The organism is Lacinutrix chionoecetis (assembly GCF_053604665.1).
In genome coordinates this window covers 71,656-89,531 of record NZ_JBSHNQ010000065.1, presented here as the reverse complement: position 1 = coordinate 89,531, position 17,876 = coordinate 71,656, and the positions used below count along the sequence as shown (strand labels likewise).

Annotated in this window: 16 protein-coding genes; 12 read left to right on the top strand and 4 right to left on the bottom strand. The window is 33.6% G+C overall.

All coding sequences use genetic code 11. From position 1 onward, the window contains the following. Positions 1 to 17: 17 nt before the first annotated feature. Positions 18 to 1,292 (bottom strand): serine hydroxymethyltransferase, encoded by a 1,275-nt coding sequence (gene glyA, locus ACVC43_RS02895; protein WP_452223063.1) that lies wholly within the window; start codon positions 1,290 to 1,292, stop codon positions 18 to 20. A 111-nt stretch (positions 1,293 to 1,403) separates the two neighbouring features. Here glyA and fahA point away from each other — a divergent pair, with 111 nt between their 5' ends. Further along, complete coding sequence (fahA, locus tag ACVC43_RS02890; protein ID WP_452223062.1) at positions 1,404 to 2,696, top strand: fumarylacetoacetase; 1,293 nt, start codon at positions 1,404 to 1,406, stop codon at positions 2,694 to 2,696. 112 nt (positions 2,697 to 2,808) lie between these two features. Continuing rightward, entirely contained in the window at positions 2,809 to 3,990 is a 1,182-nt protein-coding gene (locus ACVC43_RS02885; RefSeq protein ID WP_452223061.1) for a hypothetical protein, read from the top strand. A gap of 53 nt (positions 3,991 to 4,043) precedes the next feature. On the opposite strand, the gene ACVC43_RS02880 is transcribed toward ACVC43_RS02885, so the two are convergent. Together ACVC43_RS02880 and ytxJ are read right to left on the bottom strand one after the other, a co-directional pair. Then, positions 4,044 to 4,505: a hypothetical protein gene (locus tag ACVC43_RS02880; protein WP_452223060.1), complete on the bottom strand. Its 462-nt coding sequence runs from the start codon at positions 4,503 to 4,505 to the stop codon at positions 4,044 to 4,046. Between the two features lie 94 nt (positions 4,506 to 4,599). Continuing rightward, the gene (ytxJ, locus tag ACVC43_RS02875; RefSeq protein ID WP_452223059.1) at positions 4,600 to 4,986 is read right to left on the bottom strand and encodes a bacillithiol system redox-active protein YtxJ; all 387 of its coding nucleotides are present in this window, start codon (positions 4,984 to 4,986) and stop codon (positions 4,600 to 4,602) included. A 436-nt stretch (positions 4,987 to 5,422) separates the two neighbouring features. On the opposite strand from ytxJ, the gene clpB reads away from it, so the two are divergent. The 7 genes from clpB (at position 5,423) to ACVC43_RS02840 (ending at position 13,811) form a co-directional block, all read left to right on the top strand. After that, the gene (gene clpB, locus ACVC43_RS02870; RefSeq protein WP_452223058.1) at positions 5,423 to 8,029 is read left to right on the top strand and encodes an ATP-dependent chaperone ClpB; all 2,607 of its coding nucleotides are present in this window, start codon (positions 5,423 to 5,425) and stop codon (positions 8,027 to 8,029) included. Between the two features lie 223 nt (positions 8,030 to 8,252). Next, positions 8,253 to 8,921, top strand: a complete 669-nt coding sequence (deoC, locus tag ACVC43_RS02865) for a deoxyribose-phosphate aldolase (protein ID WP_452223057.1) — start codon at positions 8,253 to 8,255, stop codon at positions 8,919 to 8,921. Between the two features lie 23 nt (positions 8,922 to 8,944). Next, on the top strand, positions 8,945 to 9,643 hold the full coding sequence (gene deoD, locus ACVC43_RS02860) for a purine-nucleoside phosphorylase (protein WP_452223056.1): 699 nt from the start codon (positions 8,945 to 8,947) through the stop codon (positions 9,641 to 9,643). A gap of 9 nt (positions 9,644 to 9,652) precedes the next feature. After that, entirely contained in the window at positions 9,653 to 10,183 is a 531-nt protein-coding gene (locus ACVC43_RS02855; protein WP_452223055.1) for a phosphoglycerate mutase family protein, read from the top strand. 26 nt (positions 10,184 to 10,209) lie between these two features. Further along, positions 10,210 to 10,665 carry an SsrA-binding protein SmpB gene (smpB, locus tag ACVC43_RS02850; protein ID WP_452223054.1) on the top strand — a complete coding sequence of 152 codons (456 nt, stop codon included), beginning with the start codon at positions 10,210 to 10,212 and terminating at the stop codon, positions 10,663 to 10,665. A 112-nt stretch (positions 10,666 to 10,777) separates the two neighbouring features. Beyond that, positions 10,778 to 13,243 (top strand): DUF5686 and carboxypeptidase regulatory-like domain-containing protein, encoded by a 2,466-nt coding sequence (locus tag ACVC43_RS02845; protein WP_452223053.1) that lies wholly within the window; start codon positions 10,778 to 10,780, stop codon positions 13,241 to 13,243. Between the two features lie 46 nt (positions 13,244 to 13,289). Next, positions 13,290 to 13,811 carry a DUF1648 domain-containing protein gene (locus ACVC43_RS02840; protein ID WP_452223052.1) on the top strand — a complete coding sequence of 174 codons (522 nt, stop codon included), beginning with the start codon at positions 13,290 to 13,292 and terminating at the stop codon, positions 13,809 to 13,811. A 9-nt stretch (positions 13,812 to 13,820) separates the two neighbouring features. Here ACVC43_RS02840 and ACVC43_RS02835 read toward each other — a convergent pair whose 3' ends face one another. Next, positions 13,821 to 14,462, bottom strand: coding sequence for a protein-L-isoaspartate(D-aspartate) O-methyltransferase (locus ACVC43_RS02835; protein WP_452223051.1), 642 nt, complete (start codon positions 14,460 to 14,462; stop codon positions 13,821 to 13,823). 123 nt (positions 14,463 to 14,585) lie between these two features. On the opposite strand from ACVC43_RS02835, the gene ACVC43_RS02830 reads away from it, so the two are divergent. The 3 genes from ACVC43_RS02830 (at position 14,586) to ACVC43_RS02820 (ending at position 17,840) form a co-directional block, all read left to right on the top strand. Next, positions 14,586 to 15,545, top strand: coding sequence for a Gfo/Idh/MocA family protein (locus tag ACVC43_RS02830; RefSeq protein WP_452223050.1), 960 nt, complete (start codon positions 14,586 to 14,588; stop codon positions 15,543 to 15,545). 132 nt (positions 15,546 to 15,677) lie between these two features. Continuing rightward, positions 15,678 to 16,568: a 3-hydroxybutyryl-CoA dehydrogenase gene (locus tag ACVC43_RS02825; RefSeq protein WP_452223124.1), complete on the top strand. Its 891-nt coding sequence runs from the start codon at positions 15,678 to 15,680 to the stop codon at positions 16,566 to 16,568. Between the two features lie 33 nt (positions 16,569 to 16,601). Further along, positions 16,602 to 17,840 (top strand): DUF1015 domain-containing protein, encoded by a 1,239-nt coding sequence (locus ACVC43_RS02820; RefSeq protein ID WP_452223049.1) that lies wholly within the window; start codon positions 16,602 to 16,604, stop codon positions 17,838 to 17,840. Positions 17,841 to 17,876: the final 36 nt, after the last annotated feature.

The following is a 17,876-nucleotide window of genomic DNA, read 5'->3' as shown; positions in this document are numbered from 1 at the left end:
ATTTTATTAAATTATAATTAAGCATTAAAAAGTGGCAAACCACTCATCATAGTATTTACTTTTTTAGCTATTGTTTCTAAAGTCTCTTCATCTTCAAAATTGTTAATAACTTCATCAATTAAATTAACAATTGTTTCCATTTCATTTTCCTTCAATCCACGTGTAGTAATTGCAGCTGTACCAACTCTAATACCAGAAGTTACAAAAGGAGACTTATCATCAAATGGAACCATATTTTTATTCACCGTAATATCTGCTTTTACAAGCGCCTGCTCTGCCTCTTTACCAGTAATGTTTTTATTTCGTAAATCAATTAACATCATGTGATTATCTGTACCACCTGAAATAATCTTATAATCTTTAGCTACAAAGGCTTTTGCCATTGCTTCGGCGTTCTTTTTAACCTGTAGCATGTAATGCATAAACTCATCGGTTAAAGCTTCGCCAAATGCTATTGCTTTAGCAGCAATAATATGCTCTAAAGGGCCACCTTGATTACCAGGAAAAACACCAGAGTCTAATAAAGCAGACATCTTTTTCGGGTTTCCATTTTTTAATTTTTGTCCAAAAGGATTATCGAAATCTTCTCCCATTAAAATCATACCGCCTCGTGGTCCACGTAACGTTTTGTGTGTTGTAGTAGTTACAATATGGCAATGTGGAATTGGATCGTTTAAAATACCTTTGGCAATTAATCCGGCAGGATGCGAAACGTCTCCTAATAAAATTGCACCAACACTATCTGCAATCGCTCGAAAACGCTTAAAATCCATATCTCTTGAATAGGCAGATGCTCCGGCAATAATCATCTGAGGCTTTTCGCGTGTTGCTATCTCCTGAATTTTATCGTAATTTAAAACACCAGTCTCCTCTTCTACTCCATAAAATACAGGATTGTATAATTTTCCTGAAAAATTAACTGGAGAACCATGAGTAAGATGTCCTCCGTGAGATAAATCGAAACCAAGAATTTTATCGCCTGGTTTTAAACAAGCATGATAAACAGCAGTATTTGCCTGGCTTCCAGAGTGTGGTTGTACATTGGCGTAAGCAGCACCAAATAAGGTTTTAGCTCTGTCTATTGCTATTTGCTCTACCTCATCCACCACTTCGCAACCTCCATAATACCGCTTTCCAGGATATCCTTCGGCATATTTATTAGTTAAAACAGAACCAGCAGCTTCCATAACCTGGTCGCTTACAAAGTTTTCTGATGCAATTAATTCTAAACCATGTAGTTGGCGTTGTTTTTCGGCTTCTATTAATTCAAATATTTGTTCGTCGCGTTGCATATAATGGTGTTATTGTTAAATAAGACCAAAAATAGTAAATAGATTAGTATTAAAATTAAAATTTATGTAGGTTTGGGTATAATTTATAAACAAACAATCAACACTAATTATATGTCTATAACTGCAAATAATCCAGATCGTAAGTCGTGGTTGCACGTCGATAAAAACTCTGATTTCCCAATTCAAAACATTCCGTTTGGAGTCTTTTTAACCAGAGACGATATAATTACCATTGGAACAAGAATTGGAGACACAGCCATAGATTTAGGTGCATTGCATCAATTAGGTTACTTTGAAGGCATCCCATTAACCGATGATATTTTTCTCCAGGACACACTTAACGATTTTATTGCAGATGGTCGTAAAACCTGGCGATTAGTACGTAATAGAATTGCCGACATTTTTGATGCAGACAATAACGAATTAAAAGATAATAAGAAAAATAAAGAAACTGTTTTATTTCGTTTAGACGAAATAGAAATGCAATTACCAGTACAAATTGGTGATTATACAGATTTTTACTCAAGTATAGAACATGCTACAAATGTTGGTACTATGTTTAGAGATCCAGACAACGCGCTTTTACCAAACTGGTTACACATTCCTGTGGGATATCACGGTAGAAGTAGCTCAATTATTCCATCTGGTATTCCAGTACACAGACCGCAGGGACAAACTTTGCCAGCTGGTGCAACAGAGCCCGTTTACGGACCGAGTAAATTAGTCGATTTTGAATTAGAAATGGCTTTTATTACTACAGACGCTAATGATTTGGGAGAGCCAATTCCTATTGAAGAAGCTGAGGAGTATATTTTTGGTTTAGTATTATTTAACGATTGGAGTGCAAGGGATATCCAAAAATGGGAATACGTACCGTTAGGCCCATTTTTAGCAAAAAGTTTTGCTTCGTCAATCTCACCATGGATTGTAACGTTAGATGCTTTAGAACCATATCGTGTTGCTGGACCTAAACCTCTAAAGAAACAGTTAGATTATTTACAACAAAAAGGCAAAAAGAGTTTTGATATTAACTTAGAAGTTTCCATTCAACCTCAAAAAGCAAAAGAGACTGTAGTAAGTCGCTCTAATTTTAAATATATGTATTGGAGTATGGCGCAACAATTAACACACCACACCATTAATGGCTGCCCAATCAATTCAGGAGATATGATGGGAAGTGGTACCATTTCTGGCCCAACACCAGATTCTTACGGCTCGATGTTAGAATTAAGCTGGAGAGGTGAAAAGCCTGTGAAATTAAACAATGGTAGTGAGCGTAAATTTATTAATGATAACGACACTGTTATTATGCGTGGTTATTGCGTAAAAGATGGAACCCGTATTGGTTTTGGTGAAGTTTCAACTAAACTGCTACCAGTCTTTAAACCTAAAAAAAATAAGTAAAAGAGTAATCTTTATTAAAAGCCTTTAAACACAGCGTGTTTAAAGGCTTTTTTTGTTTTGGCACACAAATTGATTTTATACTTACAGTATAAACCAATAAAAACACGAGAAGATGAAAAACATTACACTATTAACAGTAGTTCTTCTAATACTAACATCTTGTGTTGGAAGAAAACAAATTGAAAAGCAACTACACTCTGGAAATTACGACCAGGCCATTAGTAATGCACTTAAAAAATTAGAAAATAATAAGGACAAAAAGCGTAAGCAGGATTACATTGTTATGCTACAGGATGCATACTATAAAGTAGTAGAGGAAAACCATAACAGCATCAACCATTTAAAAAAAGATGGTAATCCAGAATTATACGAAAACATTTTCAACATCTATTTAGACTTAGAAGACAGACAACGTGCTATAAAAGCTGTAATGCCATTACAAATTGGAGGAAAACCATTGACTTTAGATTTTAAAAATTACACTAATGCAATAGTTGAATACAAGGCTAAAGTTACAGAATATAAATATAATACAGCAGTTGCTTTAATGCAAAGTGATGACAAGCTTAAAAACAGAATTGCTTTTGAAACTCTGGAATACATAGAAAGTATCAATGCCAATTATAAAGATGTAAGACAACTTATGGATGTGGCTCACCATCAAGGAACAGATTTTGTGATTGTTACTATTGAAAACCAGACAAATCAAATAATACCTATACGTTTACAAAACGATTTATTAAATTTTGATACTTATGGTTTAAACGATTTTTGGACAGTATATCATGCAAATACAAATACAAACATTAACTACGATTATGCAATGCAATTGCAGTTACAACGTATTAACGTGTCGCCAGAGCGCATTACAGAAAAGCAACTATTGAGAAAAAGAGACGTAATAGATGGCTGGGAATATGTTTTAGATGCTAACGGAAACGTGGTAAAAGATAGCCTTGGTAACGATGTTAAACAAGATAAAATCATTACAGCAAAAGCGAGATTTTTTGAATACAACCAATTAAAATCAACACAAGTAGTAGCGAGAGTTGTTTATAGTGATTTAAAACAGAATCAAGTTTTAGAAAGTTTCCCTGTTAATAGTGAATTTTTATTCAATAATCTCTATGCCACTGCAAAAGGAGACCATAGAGCTTTAACAGCAGAAGATTTAGAAATTTTAAAAAATAGAAGACTTCGTTTTCCAAGTAACGAACAAATGGTTTTCGACACAGGCGAAGACCTTAAACTTAAACTTAAAAATATTATTACACGTTATAATTTTAGAAGTTAAAAAAAGGCTCCCAAATTGCTTTGGGAGCCTTTATATTTTTTAAAGTATATTTCTTATAAATCTAAAGTAACTGTTAGAGGCTCAATGACATTACAGTCGCAAATAAGATCGCCATTTAATTTTCTTGCTTTATAATTTGTTACTACAACTATACAACCAATGGATTGGGTTTTAATATCATCAAACCCAAAATAAAATTCATTTTCATCATCATATTCAAAATTTACACTATCCATATTTAAAGCATCAAACACAATAAGTGCTACTCCATTTTCTTCTAGTTGAGAAAATGAGCGTTCCAGATTAGAATTAGTTGGGTCTGTAATTTTTAATAATGCTAAGTCAAAATCATCATCGTTTAGTAAATTGTCGCCACTTGTAGATACAAGTTTAATTTTAACTGCAAATTCAACAGTAACGAGGCTTTCATCACATTCATCATCACTATCACAAGAAAAATTTAAAAGAATAACTAAAAGCAAAAGTACTTTTACAACTATTAACCTGTATTTCATAGCATTAAGTTTAAAACTTAAGCTCAAATTTAATAAAAATTGTAATCTTTTTGCTACAATTATGGTTTCTTGTTTTCGAAACTCACAATAATTACTATACAAATTTCATCAAATCCAACTCATTAATAGCTCCGTGACTTGCATGCGCAACTGCTTCTCCATTTTTAACAACAATAAGCTGAGGCGATTCGTGCATAATTTGAAACTTATAGCCAGTCTCGTTAGAAACGTCTCTGTAGTTAAGTAAATCTAAATAATATAAATCGGCATTTAAATCTAAATCGTAAGCCGAAACAAATTGATTCATTACCATACGGCTGATACCACAACGCGTAGAATGCTTAAAAACTATCTGAGTTTTTTCTTTTGATATTTCTGAAATTATATCTAATTGATCAACCGTTGTTAATGGTTTCCAAGGCAATATTTTTTCTTCCTTTGGTTCTTTAGAACCTCCTAAAATGTTTTTTAAAAATCCCATAGTATAGTTGTCGTTCAACAATTTTAAACTTACAAAAAATTATTCTTTTATTAATTTAAAAGTCTTTTAAGTTTCATTCTTAAGTAAAAGTTTTAATTAGATCGAGAATTATCATATGCACGCCTCCTTTATCGTAAAATTTGCTAATGCTTAAATAATACATTTATTAAATATTTAGAGAGCATTATATAGCAAAAATTAAAACGTAAACAACCCATCATAATTAATCGATTATTATATCTTAATAAAAATTAAACAACTGAGTAATAATTCAGTCAAAAAGTCATGAAAAAGCCAGTGTTAACAGACATTTTGTCTCGTGCATAGTATTGGTAAGGTAATTGAAATTAGATTAACAAAAAAGAATAAATAACACAACATTTTATCGTTTCTGAATGCTATTCATAGTAATGATAAAAATACAAAACATACAAATATGAATTTTAATAACTATACAATAAAATCGCAGGAAGCCATCCAGCAAGCGCAGCAGCTTGCACAAGGCTTAGGGCAACAACAAATAGAAAATGAGCATATTTTTAAAGCCATTTTTGAAGTAGATGAGAACGTTTTGCCTTTCATTTTAAAAAAAATGAATGTAAACGTACCCATGTTAAAGCAAATTTTAGACAAACAAATTGAAAGTTTTCCTAAAGTTACAGGTGGCGAACTATCCATTTCAAGAGAAGCTTCTAAAGCCTTGAATGAAGCCTCTATAATTGCTAAAGACATGAACGATGAGTATGTGTCGATAGAGCACTTAATATTAGCTATTTTTAAATCTAAAAGTAAGATTGCTCAAGTTTTAAAAGATCAAGGTGTAACCGAAAAGAGTATTAAAGCAACAATTAACGAATTAAGACAAGGTGATCGTGTCACCTCTCAAAGTCAGGAGGATACTTATAATTCTTTAAATAAATATGCAAAAAACTTAAACCAGTTAGCTAAAGACGGAAAATTAGATCCTGTAATTGGTCGTGACGAAGAAATTCGTAGAATTCTTCAAATTTTATCACGTAGAACCAAGAACAATCCTATATTAGTTGGTGAGCCTGGAACTGGTAAAACCGCAATTGCAGAAGGTTTGGCACATAGAATTGTAGATGGTGATATCCCAGAAAATCTTATCGACAAACAAATTTTCGCTTTAGATATGGGAGCACTAATTGCAGGTGCAAAATTTAAAGGAGAGTTTGAAGAGCGGTTAAAAGCTGTTATAAAAGAAGTGACCAATAGTGATGGTGACATTGTTTTGTTTATAGACGAGATTCACACTTTAGTAGGTGCTGGTGGCGGACAGGGAGCCATGGATGCAGCAAATATTTTAAAGCCTGCTTTGGCACGTGGCGAGTTACGTGCTATTGGAGCGACTACTTTAGATGAGTACCAAAAATACTTTGAAAAAGATAAAGCCTTAGAGCGTCGCTTTCAAAAAGTAATGGTGAATGAGCCAGATACAGAAAGTGCCATTTCAATATTACGAGGTATTAAAGAAAAATACGAAACACATCACAAAGTACGCATTAAAGACGAAGCTATAATTGGCGCTGTAGAATTATCTACACGTTATATTACAAATCGTTTTTTACCAGATAAGGCTATCGATTTAATGGATGAAGCTGCTTCTAAATTAAGAATGGAAATAAATTCTAAACCAGAAGAGTTAGATGTTTTAGACCGTAAAATCATGCAACTGGAGATTGAGATTGAGGCCATTAAGCGAGAAAAAGATGAAGTAAAGTTAAAATCTTTAAGAAGCGATTTAGCAAATTTAAAAGAAGAACGTAGTGAGATTAATGCGAAGTGGAAAAGTGAAAAAGAAGTTGTAGATAACATTCAGAATACGAAACAAGATATTGAAAACTTTAAATTAGAAGCCGAAAAAGCTGAGCGTGAAGGCGATTACGGAAAAGTAGCCGAATTGCGTTACGGTAAAATTAAAGAAGCACAGGAAACACTGGAAAAGCTTCAAACAGATTTAAAAGCACAGTCTGAAACCTCTCTTATTAAAGAGGAAGTAACATACGACGACATTGCAGAAGTTGTGGCTAAATGGACAGGTATTCCTGTAACCAAAATGCTACAAAGTGAACGTGAAAAGCTTTTAAAGTTAGAAGCACAATTACACAAACGTGTTGTTGGACAGGAAGAAGCCATTGTTGCTGTAAGTGATGCAGTACGCAGATCCAGAGCTGGTTTGCAAAATCCGCAAAAACCAATTGGAACCTTTTTATTCTTAGGTACAACTGGTGTTGGTAAAACGGAACTTGCAAAAGCGTTAGCCGAGTATTTATTTGATGATGAAAGCGCGATGACACGTATAGACATGAGTGAATACCAAGAACGACACGCTGTTAGTAGATTAGTTGGTGCACCTCCAGGATACGTAGGTTACGACGAAGGCGGACAACTTACCGAAGCTGTGCGTCGCAAGCCCTACTCTGTGGTACTTTTAGATGAAATTGAAAAAGCACATCCAGATACTTTTAATATTTTATTACAAGTACTAGACGAAGGCCATTTAACTGATAACAAAGGTAGAACAGCCGATTTTAAAAATACAATTATAATTATGACTTCTAATATGGGAAGCCAGATTATACAAGAGAAATTTGACACCGTAAAAGATATGGATACAGCTATGGAAGCTGCTAAATTAGAGGTGTTAGGTTTATTAAAACAAACGGTTAGACCGGAATTTTTAAACAGAATTGATGATACTATTTTATTTACGCCTTTAACTAAAGAAAATATAACAGAAATTGTTGGGTTACAGTTAAAAAACGTAACTAAAATGATTGAACAACAAGGCATCACATTCGATGCTACACCAGAGGCTATTGAATACTTAGCAGAAAAAGGTTTTGACCCAGAATATGGTGCGAGACCTGTTAAGAGAGTTATCCAGAAAGAAGTTTTAAATGCGTTAAGTAAAGAAATACTGTCTGGAAAAGTAACTACAGATAGTGTGATATTATTAGATGCTTTCAACAAGCAATTAGTGTTTAGAAATCAAGGTGATTTAGTCTCTGATAATATTTAAAATCATAAAGTATTGTTAACTTAAAATAAACGAGAAATTAGTACGTTTTCATAATAATGGTTAGTTAGTTAGTTTGAAAAAGCGACAAAATACAAATGTGTATGATGTCGCTTTTTTTTTATTTACAATGCTCGAATTTTCACCTACCTTTTAGGTTCTTAAAACTCTTCAACACAAATAAAAAAACATTGTAATGCCTAAATAAAAACTGTAACTTTGGTTTATGCACATAAATCAATTTATAGACCATACTCTTTTAAAAGCTACGGCTACTAAAAGTGATGTTATTACACTTTGTGGTGAAGCTATTACTCATAAATTTTTCTCGGTTTGCGTAAATTCATGTTATGTTGCTTTGGCTAAAAAAGAATTAGAGCACACAAACATTAAAATTTGCAGTGTAATTGGCTTTCCTTTAGGCGCCATGAGTACAAATGCTAAAGTTCACGAAACCAAACAAGCATTAATGGATGGAGCCCATGAAATTGATATGGTTATAAACATAGGCTTGTTAAAGAGTAAAGATTTCGATGCTGTAAAAAAAGATATTGAAGCTGTAAAAAACCCTATGCCAGATAACATGCTTAAAGTGATTTTAGAAACTTGCTATTTGGAACCTTCGGAAATAATTAAAGCCAGTGAATTGGCTATAAAAGCAGGAGCCGATTTTATAAAAACATCTACTGGCTTCGGCACAGGTGGTGCAACAATAGAAGATATAAAACTAATGAAGCGTGCAATTGGTAATGATAAAACTAAAATAAAAGCTTCAGGAGGTATTAGAGATAGTAAAACAGCTTTAAAATATATTAACCTCGGTGTCGATAGAATAGGAACCTCTAACGGAATCGCTATTGTAACCGGAAGCACTTCCGAAGAAAAAGATTATTGAAGACAACGATTTAATTTACTGTTATGAGCATACATATTGGTGCCAACAAAGGCGACATTGCAGAAACCATATTATTACCTGGAGATCCATTAAGAGCGAAGTGGATTGCCGAAACTTTTTTTGAGAATCCTGTATGCTTTAATAAAGTAAGAGGCATGTTGGGTTACACTGGAAATTACAATGATAAACGTGTTTCGGTTATGGGAACAGGAATGGGCGTTCCAAGTATTTCTATTTATGCTCACGAATTAATTACACAGTTCGATGTAAAACATTTAATTCGTGTAGGAAGTTCTGGCTCTTACCAAAAGCATGTAAAGATTAGAGATGTGGTTTTAGCCATGGCGGCATCTTCCAACTCCGGAGTAAACGAATTGCGTTTTGGAGGTGCAGACTACGCGCCTACTGCTAATTTTGAATTGTTTCTAAAAGCAGTTGAAGCAGCAAAAGCGAAAAATATTCCTATAAAAGCAGGAAATGTATTTACCTCTGATGAGTTCTACGCAGACGATTTTGAATCTTACAAGAAATGGAGTAAATTTGGTGTACTTTGCGTGGAAATGGAAACGGCAGGCTTATACACTGTAGCAGCCAAGCATAATGCAAAAGCTTTAACAATTCTTACTATTTCAGATTCCTTGGTTACTGGAGAAAAAACTACAAGTAAGGAACGCGAAACAACTTTTAAAGAGATGGTAGAGATTGCTTTAGAACTTGCTTAATATTTATTTATGAAAAAACTACTAATTATATCTCTTGTGCTTATTACTTTTTCATGCGTTAAAGCCCAGAACGAGAAAACGAAACAAAACAATAGTACAGTAAACAGCACAGAAACAACAACGTATTATTTTGTAAGGCATGCAGAGAAGGATAATAAACCTGCTAATAACCCTAAATTATTACCTACAGGTAAAACACGTGCCCGAAATTATGCAAAGTACTTTAGTAATATAAAATTAGATGCTATCTATTCTACAAATCTTACGCGAACTAAAAACACTGTACAACCAACAGCGAAGTCTCAAGGTTTAAAAACTATTATCTACAACCCTACCAATATTAATTACAGTGATTTTTTAAAAGATACTCGAGGTAAAAAGGTGTTAATTGTAGGCCATACTAACACCATTCCTGGGTTTGTAAACCGTATTATCGGCACAAATGAATACCAAGAAATCGATGAAAGCATTTATAACCAGATGTATATTGTAACGATTACAGATGGTGAAATAAAACATGAACTAAAAACGGTAGATTAATTCTATTTTTTTAGCTTTGTCCTTACATGCAGAAAAAAGTAAACATACTTAATAAAAAGGCTAAATTTCAATACGAAATATTAGATAAATTCACAGCTGGAATCGTTTTAACCGGAACCGAAATTAAATCTATTCGGGACAGTAAAGCTTCGATTGCTGAAGCGTTTTGCGAGTTTAACGAGCATAATGAATTGTTTGTTATTAATATGACGATACAGGAATACGTTTACGGCAACTACTATAATCATGCACCAAAAGCCGAACGTAAATTGTTATTAAACCGCAGGGAGTTAAAAAAACTGGAAAAAGAAGTCAATACTTCTGGTCTAACCATTATTCCCTTGCGTTTATTTATTAATGAAAAAGGCTATGCAAAGCTCGATATTGCATTGGCAAAAGGAAAAAAACTCTTCGATAAACGCGATACAATTAAAGACCGTGATAACAAACGTCATTTAGACCGAGTCAAGAAAAATTTCTAAACTTTGGCATTTTTATAACAAATGCTAATCATTTTTATTTCTAAGTTTGAATGAGCGCAGGCAACCTTTTTGCTAAATTATGCGTCTAAATTAGTAGAAACACCTTTCACCTATGAAAAAATCTTTACTCCTACTTGCTTTCCTTTCCATTTATAATTTTTCTTTCGCTCAAATTACCGGAAATATAACATCTAATGAAGGTGAAACACTTCCGTTTGTAAATGTGTATGTAGATAATACCTATACTGGCACCACCACAAATGACGACGGTAATTACGTTTTAGACGTTTCAGGAACTGGAGAATACACTATAGTTTTTCAATATTTAGGTTTTAAAACATTAAAAAAAACAGTTTTAATTGAGGCGTTTCCTTTTGTTTTAAACGCCACACTTCAAGAAGAAAATCTTACTTTAAGTGAAGTTGTTATCAATTCCGAAGAAAACCCAGCCAATCAAATTATAAGAAATACAATTGCAAAGCGCAAAGCTGTTTTAGAAAAATTAAGCGAATACAAAGCTAATTTCTATTCTCGCGGACTCATAAAAATTAAGGATGCTCCAGAAAAAGTATTTGGTAGAGATGTTGGTGATCTTGGTGGAGGTTTAGATTCTACGCGAAGTGGTATTTTTTATCTATCGGAAACCATATCTAAAATCGAATACCAAAAACCACGACGTTTAAAAGAAACCATTATGGCATCGAAAGTAAGTGGTGACGATAGTGGTTTTAGCTTTAACAATGCAACAGATGTAAATTATAACTTCTATAACAACACGTTCGATTTGGGTAATACTGTAATTTCTCCCATTGCAGACTATGCGTTTAATTATTATAAATATAAGTTAGAAGGTGTTTTTTACGATGATAATAACAACCTTATTAATAAAATTTTAATCACGCCAAAGCGTGATAACGACGCTGCATTTTCGGGCTACATTTATATTGTTGAAGACCAATGGCTCATCTACGCAACAGATGTTACCATTACAGGAAAGCGTACTGGAATTCCGCTTATAGATTTACTCACCTTAAAACAGACCTTTTCCTATTCTGAAACAGATAATATCTGGGCACTAATATCGCAAACTATCGATTTTAAATATGGCCTTTTTGGTATTACAGGTGAAGGTAGATTTACTGCTGTTTACAGCGATTATGATTTTACTCCGGAATTTTCAGATAAAAATTTTACTAGAGAGATTTTATCTTTCGAAGAAAACTCCAATAAAAAAGACTCTACATTTTGGGATACTAAACGCCCTGTACCACTCACAAATGAGGAGGCTAAAGATTATATTAGAAAAGACAGCATTCAACTCGTTAAAGAATCGAAACCCTATTTAGATTCTATCGATAGAGAAAACAACACCTTTAAACTTGGCAACCTTTTAGGTGGTTACAGCTACCAAAATTCGCATAAAGATTATCGTTTTAGTATAGAATCGCCCTTAAAAAACATTTCGTTTAATACGGTTCAAGGCTGGAATGGTAATGTAGATGTACGTTTTAGAAAACAATACGACGAGTTTAGACGCTACCTCAACATAACAACAAATATTAATTACGGTGAGGCAGATGACCGTTTACGTGCAACAGCAGCGGCAAGCTTTAAATTTAATAACATAAACGATAGATTTATCTCACTCTATGGAGGTGTTAAAACAGAACAGTTTAATAGTGCAAACCCAATTTCTAAATTAGAAAATATGGTGAGTTCGCTGTTGTTTGAAGACAATTACATGAAACTCTACGACAAAAGTTTTATACAAGGTCAATACTTTCAAGAACTTTTTAATGGTTTTAGATTAAACTCTACTTTAGCTTTCGAGCGAAGAAAAGCTCTTGTTAATAATAGCGATTATGTTACAATAGATGAAAATGGAGATAGCTACACCAGTAATAATCCTTTAGACGAAACAGATTTTACCAGCAAGCCTTTTAACACTCACAATATTGCTAAACTCAATGTGGAAGCCACTATCAATTTTGCTCAGGATTATTTAAGCTATCCAACTGGAAAATTTAATATTCCCAACAGAAAATACCCAACCTTATCTTTAGCTTACGAAAAAGGTTTTGCTGCAACTAATACAAATTATAATTTCGACCAGTTTAAAGCACGACTAAGACAACGTGTGGATATGGATAATAAAGGTGAATTTGAATATAATGTTTTAGGAGGCGTTTTTACTAATGCAGATAACATTGCTTTCATGGATTACTACCATTTTAACGGCAACCAAACCAACGTAAAGCTCGATGGTTCTTACTTAAGCGCCTTTAAAAATTTGCCATATTATGCATTAAGTACTAATAATAGTTATGCAAAACTACATGCCGAACATCGTTTTAACGGTTATATCCTGAATAAAATACCGTTGTTAAATAAACTTAACTTTAATTTAATTATGGGTGTAAATGCTGCTATTACAGCAGAAAACAAACCCTATTCTGAATATTCCATTGGTGTAGATAACATTGGTTTTGGTAAGTTTCGTTTTCTACGTTTAGATTATGTACGCTCTTATCAAAGTGGCTTTATAAACGATGCTGTTTTATTTGGGATTAGTTTGTAAAACAATTTTATCGTTTCAACTTAAGGATTTATTATTATCTTGAAATATGTTTAATGACAGCAGGCCAAAATTAACTTTAAAAAAAGATCAAGCGCAGCGTATATTAGAATATGCAACATTCGGACTCCTTTGTATTGCTTTATTGTATACAGTATTAAATTATAATAATTTACCCGAACAAGTACCTATGCATTTTAATCTCTCTGGCGAAGTAGATAGTTATGGAGAAAAAAGTTTTGTCTGGTTTCCAATACTTATTGGATTCGTTTTGTGTATAGGTATTTACAAGCTAAACAAATACCCTCATCTGTTTAATTACCCAGATAAAATAACAAAAGAAAATGCCGAAAAACATTATACATCGGCTGTAAAAATGATGAGCTGGCTAAATTTTTTAATGGCTTTACTTTTTGCCGTGGTTACTTATCAAATTGTTAGCTTAGGAATGTCTGGAGCTAGTAAGTCGGCAAAATGGTCAGAGTATTTAATATATGTTGTGATAGCAATCATGACCTTTGGACCATTAATTTGGGTGGTGAAGATTGCGTTTACTCCTAATAAAAAATGATTTTTCAATTTAGTTCTTATCCTCTAAAAGCGGCACGAATCGAAATTCGCCAAACTCCGTTTTTTCAAAATCCTTTGGTCCTTTTCTTATAAAAAGTGTCATGGTTTGCACATTATCGCCAACAGGAATAACAAGCCGTCCACCTATTTCTAATTGTGCTAATAAAGGTTTTGGCACAAAAGGCGCTCCAGCAGTTACAATAATACTTTTAAAAGGTGCTTCTTCAACCAACCCTTTATAACCGTCTCCAAATATTAATTTCTTTGCGCGATAGCCTAATTTTGGCAAAAACTTACTCGTTTTTTTAAATAGCTCTTGTTGTCTTTCTATACTATATACTTTAGCTCCTAAATCGCATAACACTGCCGTTTGGTAGCCACTTCCAGTACCAATTTCTAAAACTTTATCACCGCGTTCTATTTGCATTAATTCGGTTTGAAACGCCACTGTGTAAGGTTGCGAAATAGTCTGGTCTGCTGCAATAGGAAACGCTTTGTCTTGGTAAGCATGATCTAAAAAACCAGAATCCATAAATAAATGTCGTGGAATTTTACCAATAGCTTTCAATACAGCTTCGTTTGTAATCCCTTTGTTTTTTATAATTGTTACTAATTGCTGTCTTAAGCCTTTATGTTTAAAAGAGTCTTTCAAAATTGGGAAAGTTTAGAATGTTAAAAATAGTAAAAACCAAGCAATCGAAACCGTCAATTTTTCTATTTTCTTTTTTCTTTTTTCTGCTTCAAAAAAGCTATTTTTGTTAAAAACGTAAACAGAATGCTAAACGCTGGAGTTTTAGGTGCTGGACACCTTGGAAAAATTCATTTAAGATTACTTAATCAGTCTGAAAAATATAACCTTGTTGGGTTTTATGATGCCAACGAAGAAAATGGCAAAAAAATAGAAGCCGAATTTGGCTATAAGTTTTTTAATTCTATCGAAACATTAATAGATGCTGTAGATATGGTGGATATAGTAACACCAACACTTTCGCATTACGATTGTGCCAGACAAGCCATCGCTAAAGGCAAACATATTTTTATAGAAAAGCCAATAACCAACACAGTTGAAGAGGCAGAAACTTTAAGAACTTTAGTTGCCGAGTATGGCGTTAAAGGACAAGTTGGCCATGTAGAGCGCTTTAATCCTGCATTTATTGCCGTTAAAGATCAACTACATAACCCAATGTTTATAGAGGCGCACAGGTTAGCAGAGTTTAACCCAAGAGGAACAGACGTTCCTGTGGTTTTAGATTTAATGATTCATGATATTGATGTTATTTTAAGTGTTGTAAAATCTAAGGTTAAAAGCGTGTCTGCAAGCGGTGTTTCGGTAATTAGCGATACGCCAGACATTGCCAACGCACGAATTGAGTTTGTAAACGGTTGCGTTGCTAATTTAACAGCAAGTCGCATTTCTTTAAAAAACATGCGTAAAACACGTTTCTTTCAAAAAGACGCTTATATATCAGTCGATTTTTTAGACAAGAAATGTGAAGTTGTAAAAATGAAAGACGCTCCAAAAAATCCTGGAGATTTCGATATGATTCTTCAAAATGCCGAAGGTATTAAAAAGCAAATTTATTTTGATAACCCTGAAATAACCAGCAATAATGCCATTTTAGACGAATTAGAATCTTTTGCAGATGCTATCAACTCCAATACAAAACCTGTTGTAACATTGCATGATGGCACAGAAGCTTTGCGTGTGGCGACTATGGTTATTGATCAGTTTTAGAAATTAAACGTCATTACGAAAGAGGAACGACTGAAGTAATCTTTCTAATCGAAATTAAATTAAAATTCAAGTTATAAATAAATAGATTGCCAAGACTAAAAAAAAAGTCTCGCAATGACAAATACATTACAAATGAAAAACGTAGCAGTAATTGGAGCAGGAACTATGGGAAACGGTATTGCACATACCTTTGCCCAATCTGGTTTTAAAGTTCAATTAATAGATATTAGTGAAGATTCGCTTAAAAAAGGTTTAGCAACCATTACTAAAAATTTGGACAGAATGGTTGCTAAAGAAAAGATCTCTGAAGCTGATAAAACCGAAACTTTAGCAAACATAACAACATACACCAGCGTTAACGAAGGTGTAGAATACGCAGGATTGGTGGTGGAAGCTGCAACAGAAAATATAGATTTAAAACTGAAGATTTTTAAGCAACTGGACGAAGCCTGCCCAGAAGACACCATTCTGGCAACCAACACTTCATCCATATCCATAACGCAAATTGCTGCTGTAACTTCAAGACCAGAAATGGTAATTGGTATGCATTTTATGAATCCTGTACCCATTATGAAACTGGTTGAGATTATTCGCGGTTACAATACCAGCGACGAGGTTACTAATACTATCATGGAATTATCTAAAACTTTAGGCAAAACACCAACCGAAGTTAATGATTATCCAGGTTTTGTGGCTAACCGTATTTTAATGCCAATGCTTAACGAATCTATAGAAACACTATACAACGGTGTTGCTGGTGTTGAAGAAATAGATACGGTTATGAAATTAGGAATGGCGCACCCAATGGGACCATTGCAGTTAGCAGACTTTATTGGCTTAGACGTTTGTCTTTCTATTTTAAACGTTATGTACGATGGTTTTAAAAACCCTAAATATGCACCTTGCCCATTATTAGTAAATATGGTTCGTGCAGGAAAATTAGGCGTAAAATCTGGTGAAGGTTTTTATGATTATTCTGAAAGCAGAAAGGCAGAAAAAGTTGCTTCTCAATTTGTAAAATAATGAAACTCATTCCTGCTTTCTCAGGAAATAGATATGGCAAAAATACTTCCGTTTAAAGCAGTAAAGCCAACACGAGACAAAGTAAGCCTTGTGGCATCGCGCTCCTACCAGAGTTACACGCAGGCAGAACGCGAAGCACGTTTGGATTACAATCCGTTTTCATTTTTACACATTGTTAATCCTGGTTATAAATATGATAAGGAAATTTCTGGCGTAGAACGCTATCAGTTAGTAAAAAACAGGTATTTAGAATTTAAGGAAGATGGTGTTTTTAAACAAGATAAAACATCGAGCTATTACATTTATAAAGTTGTAGATCGCGACAACCAGGAGTTCAACGGTATTGTTGCGGCTGCCAGTGTTGAAGATTACCAAAACGACGTCATTAAAAAACACGAAGACACCATAGCAAGCCGCGAAACCGTATTTAAAGATTATTTAAAAACCGTTGGTTTTAATGCAGAACCTGTACTTCTCACCTATCCGGATAACAAGAAAATTAGCAATATCATTAAACAAATACAGCAACAACGTGCAGAATTTGAGTTTACAACAACCTATCGCGATACGCACTATTTGTGGCAAATAGATAGTAAAGCGAATATTAACACAATAACTAAAGCATTTGCAGGCATGGAAACGCTTTATATAGCAGATGGGCACCATCGATCGTCTTCCTCACAATTGCTTTGCAAAGATTTAAAAGCCGAAAATAAAAACCATAAAGGCGATGAAACGTATAACTATTTTATGAGTTTTTTAATTCCAGAATCCGAATTACGTATTCATGAGTTTAATAGGTTGGTTAAAGATTTAAACGGTTTCACAAAAGAAGAATTCCTAATACAATTAGATACTATATATCGTATTGAAAATCGTGGAATTATGCCCTATAAACCTACTAAACCACACCATTTTAGCATGTATTTAGATGGTGAATTTTATTCGCTTTATTTAAGAAAAACGCTCTATAATTTTAAAACGTCTTTAGATGAGCTTGATGCACAATTACTCTACCAAACCATTTTAAAACCTATTTTAGGCATAAACGATTTAAGAAACGATACGCGTATTAATTATTTAAGCGGAAAAAAAGACATTGTAAACTTAAAAAGTAAGATAGATAGTGGCGAATTTAAAGTTGGTTTTGGTATGATTCCTGCAACCATAGAGCAAATGAAGCGCATTGCAGACGATGGACTTAAAATGCCACCAAAAAGCACGTATATTGAACCAAAGTTAAGGAGTGGTGTTACCATTTATGAGTTTTAACAAAAAATAAATTCAATTCATTATATTTAGAAAATT

Bases quoted from the DNA above. Each gene is read 5' to 3' on its own strand.
- glyA (WP_452223063.1), bottom strand. From the start codon at position 1,292: ATGCAACGCGACGAACAAATATTTGAATTAATAGAAGCCGAAAAACAA.
- fahA (WP_452223062.1), top strand. From the start codon at position 1,404: ATGTCTATAACTGCAAATAATCCAGATCGTAAGTCGTGGTTGCACGTC.
- ACVC43_RS02885 (WP_452223061.1), top strand. From the start codon at position 2,809: ATGAAAAACATTACACTATTAACAGTAGTTCTTCTAATACTAACATCT.
- ACVC43_RS02880 (WP_452223060.1), bottom strand. From the start codon at position 4,505: ATGAAATACAGGTTAATAGTTGTAAAAGTACTTTTGCTTTTAGTTATT.
- ytxJ (WP_452223059.1), bottom strand. From the start codon at position 4,986: ATGGGATTTTTAAAAAACATTTTAGGAGGTTCTAAAGAACCAAAGGAA.
- clpB (WP_452223058.1), top strand. From the start codon at position 5,423: ATGAATTTTAATAACTATACAATAAAATCGCAGGAAGCCATCCAGCAA.
- deoC (WP_452223057.1), top strand. From the start codon at position 8,253: ATGCACATAAATCAATTTATAGACCATACTCTTTTAAAAGCTACGGCT.
- deoD (WP_452223056.1), top strand. From the start codon at position 8,945: ATGAGCATACATATTGGTGCCAACAAAGGCGACATTGCAGAAACCATA.
- ACVC43_RS02855 (WP_452223055.1), top strand. From the start codon at position 9,653: ATGAAAAAACTACTAATTATATCTCTTGTGCTTATTACTTTTTCATGC.
- smpB (WP_452223054.1), top strand. From the start codon at position 10,210: ATGCAGAAAAAAGTAAACATACTTAATAAAAAGGCTAAATTTCAATAC.
- ACVC43_RS02845 (WP_452223053.1), top strand. From the start codon at position 10,778: ATGAAAAAATCTTTACTCCTACTTGCTTTCCTTTCCATTTATAATTTT.
- ACVC43_RS02840 (WP_452223052.1), top strand. From the start codon at position 13,290: ATGTTTAATGACAGCAGGCCAAAATTAACTTTAAAAAAAGATCAAGCG.
- ACVC43_RS02830 (WP_452223050.1), top strand. From the start codon at position 14,586: ATGCTAAACGCTGGAGTTTTAGGTGCTGGACACCTTGGAAAAATTCAT.
- ACVC43_RS02825 (WP_452223124.1), top strand. From the start codon at position 15,678: ATGAAAAACGTAGCAGTAATTGGAGCAGGAACTATGGGAAACGGTATT.
- ACVC43_RS02820 (WP_452223049.1), top strand. From the start codon at position 16,602: ATGGCAAAAATACTTCCGTTTAAAGCAGTAAAGCCAACACGAGACAAA.